This is a genomic window from Pseudomonas fuscovaginae SE-1 (assembly GCF_000364705.1).
Classification (GTDB): Bacteria; Pseudomonadota; Gammaproteobacteria; order Pseudomonadales; family Pseudomonadaceae; genus Aquipseudomonas; species Aquipseudomonas fuscovaginae_A.
In genome coordinates, this window is sequence record NZ_AQOH01000189.1 from 1 (window position 1) to 3,526 (window position 3,526).

Below are 3,526 nucleotides of genomic sequence, written 5' to 3' on the forward strand. Positions count from 1 at the left end.
GTTTTACTTCGCTGGGGTGGGTCAGTTTTGCATCGGCACTAACAGTGGGCCATTTCAATGAGAGCATCGATGGGCAGCTTGTCCTTCTCGGCGAACGACAGACCATATTGACTGCTCGCCGAAATGCGTTGGCAGCAGATAGAGCGACCGTTGAAGGTGAAGCAGCATCCCAGCAAGCACTGGCGGAAGAAGAGGCAGCCCTAGCGAAGGAGTACGACGCCGAGATCACATATGAGGCGCTTAAAGAGCTTATCGGTTCCGCCGAGGTCCCGGGTCGTCTTCAAGAACTCGAAGCGATTTTGGAAGCGGTACCGCTTAATGTGCTCGGCGTGACACGCCAAGGCCTTCTGGATGCTTTTGAAAAGGCGCACAAATGCGATGAGGAACTCAAAGACATCGTTGAAGCGCTTCGCGCCAGAAGCGATCAGGTCTCTTTTAAGGCGCTGTATGACTCGGTTCTAGCCCTACAAAAGGTTGTGAGCGATCGGTGCCCTGCATGCGACACCCCACTGAAAGGTCAGACTCACGTAACGGCAGATCCATATCAAAGGGCGGCCGAGGGGCTTAAACAGCTTGAAGAGCTTGGCGATCTTCAGGAGCAGCAGCAGATCGCGCAGACCAAGCTTGGGCAAGCGTCACGTGAGTTGCGCCAGATGTTCAGTCCCGTTGCAGCGTTCATCGGTGCTCAACCCGGAGAAAATACGGCCACTGCCCAGTGGATTGGCCAGCTTCCAGACGAACCGGCGGGGCGTTGGTGGTCATGTATCTACCCCCAAACGGTGGCCATTCAAGATGCACCACCGTCCCTTGATGAAATCCTGTCTGTGGTGGATCGCATTGCAGCGCAGGACGATGCATCGCTGCGCGCCCAGCAGGATCGACAGCCGCACGTTACCGAGCGCCGGCGGCTCAACGAATTCCAGCTCAAGGTTCAGGCCCAGGATCTCAAGAGGCAGCAACTGCAAGAAAACGTTGAGGCCGCGAATAGCCGTATCAATGCCTTCGACGAAACAAATGCTGAGCTAATCGCCCAAGCGAACCAAGAGAAGCTCGACATAGAGCGGGATACCCCATTTAAGGGGGCCTATGACCGATTTCTTGTAGAACTGAGATCCTACAGGGATCAGCTCCCTGGGCAGTTAATAGCTGGACTCAACGACGCGGCCAAGGATCTTTACAACGCATTCAATCGCAATGATCGGGATGAGGACAAGCTATCTGCGCTGCATCTTCCATTGGGTGGTGATGGGAAGATTGAGATTTGCTTCCAAGGGAATCCGGGCGCTCGGGTGGATGCACTTCACATACTTAGCGAAGGCCATATTCGCTGCCTTGGGTTGGCGATCCTCATGGCTAAGGCAAAAACCATGGAGTGCCCTGTCATCGTCTTCGACGATGCCATCAATGCAATCGACCACGATCATCGAGGCGGCATCCGAGAAACGATCTTTGAAAGCGACCACTTCGCTCAAACCCAATTGATCGTCACTTGTCATAGCAATGAGTTCATCAAGGACATACAGCAACATCTTCCCGTACAACGACGTAGTGGATGCCAGGTGTACCTGCTCCGCCATCACGACGGTAATTATCAACCGAGAGTAACCGGAAACATACCTACTGCGAACTACATAGCAAAAGCTAGGGCCGCTAGGGAGACCTTAAATGATAGATCTGCCCTGGCCGCATCACGCCAAGCCTTAGAAATGCTGTCTGAGAAGGTATGGCGTTGGCTCGGCAGTCACGATCAAGGTGTCTTAAATCTCATGCTTGCTGGAGTTGGTGCCGAGCCCCCGCTGAGAAATCTTTGTGAAGCGCTGGTCAAGAAGTTGCGGGATGCCCAAACCTTCAAGCACGCCAACAAGGAATCCCTACTAATTGCCTATGGCCGTATTTTGGGTATTCCCGCCAATAACCTAGTATGGACTTACCTTAACAAGGGAACGCACGAAGAAGCTGACCGCGACGACTTTGATGGAGAGCTTGTGGAATCAGTCGTTCAAACTTTAGAAGAGCTTGATCGCCTTGATCTACGGACTGGACGGTAGCGATACGATGTGTGTGCCCTGCCCCTTCGACCTTGGTATCTAGGTAAAGATACTGATGCGTATATTGAACCCATACGATGTTGCGCAAGTTCTATGCGAGCGTCCATGTGATCAAGCTCGATAGTCAGGAATAAGTCAGAAAAAGAGGATGAGCGGTGAAGAAATTTCTATGGGTTAAGTTTGGCTGGTCAGATTACTATCGCGGCGGGCTAGTCGACGGCAATTTCGGATGGCTCAACGATAACAAGGGCAAAAAAAACGAGGGGCGGGGGCACGAAGCATTCAACTTTAATCCTGGTCCTGATGGAACCTACTATTGCTATGTTCCGCCACAGGCAAGGGAGTATGCGCCGTCGAACGATGATCCAAATGGCTGGACGGTGATCTGCCTCGCGAAAAATCCAAAGCACACTGGCGTCCATATTGTCGGATGGTACGAAGATGCCACCTTGCATGGAGAATGGCTCGATCCCCCGGAGGGTCTTATCAAAAAAAGAGGGGATGCTGTGCACCCAGCTTATGACTGGTCGTATTGCATCAGTAGCAAGACTGCGTACTTCATTCCGCCCGAGTACCGGACTATGCCTTTCTCGGATGCCTCCATCAGGCAAGGCAAATATTCCTTCCTTCAAGGGCCGGACGTGGACACCAACGAGAACAAGAGACGTGTGCTAGAGCTTCTCAAGGGTCGCCTAAAAGCGATGACCCCATTTGCTGTCCAGAACCCTAATGAAGGCTCGCTCCCCGATCCAGAACTCGACGCGACCGATCCCTTAAAAGGATTCGGTACACCAGAACATCGGAAGAAGGTAGAGATAGCAGCAGAATGCGCTGTCATTAAGCACTACAAAACAAAAGGGTTTGCCTGCGAACGCGTCACGCACCTACCCTGTGGTTATGACTTCGTTTTCACCAAAGGCAAATCGGTAAGGCACGTCGAGGTCAAAGGCACATCCAGCCCCACCCCGCAATTCTTCATCACTCGGAATGAGTATGGGAAGGGTCTACAATCCAATCCAGCATGGCGTCTTGTCATGGTTACCTCCGCGCTGTCCGAGAACCCGAACATAACTGAATACGATGCCCTCGAACTGAGGCGAGCGTTCGATCTTGAACCCTACGTATATATCAGTAAGTTTGTCCCCACGCCGGAGAGTTGATCAGTAGGTGTGCCCATCTAGCCAACACCCCATATTGAAGCACCTGCCATAGTTTAAAAAGGTTCTCGACTGAGCACTCTCGATACCATGGAGGCATTCCTCACCCCAACATGGTATCGATTTACTTCCCTTATAAAACATCCTCTGTGCACACTAAAAAACCATCAATGATATTAACTCTCAAAAACATATGCTTCCCGGCTATATGTAAACACCACGCCATCCCAGAATTTAGAGTAAAAGTTCACTAAGTCGTCAATAAACGCTTTGTTTGACTCAAGGTAACTCATCAAACCCGCAGTGTGACTTATTTCGTCA

Annotated in this window: 2 protein-coding genes; both read left to right on the plus strand. The window is 51.6% G+C overall.

Going from position 1 to position 3,526, the window contains the following annotated elements; genetic code table 11:
• Positions 1–2,048, plus strand: a 2,048-nt coding sequence (locus K675_RS30930) for an ATP-binding protein (RefSeq protein WP_017904751.1), incomplete at its 5' end; no start/stop codon positions are given.
• Between the two features lie 155 nt (positions 2,049–2,203).
• On the plus strand, positions 2,204–3,208 hold the full coding sequence (locus K675_RS0117295; RefSeq protein ID WP_017904752.1) for a DUF3883 domain-containing protein: 1,005 nt from the start codon (positions 2,204–2,206) through the stop codon (positions 3,206–3,208).
• Positions 3,209–3,526 lie beyond the last annotated feature (318 nt).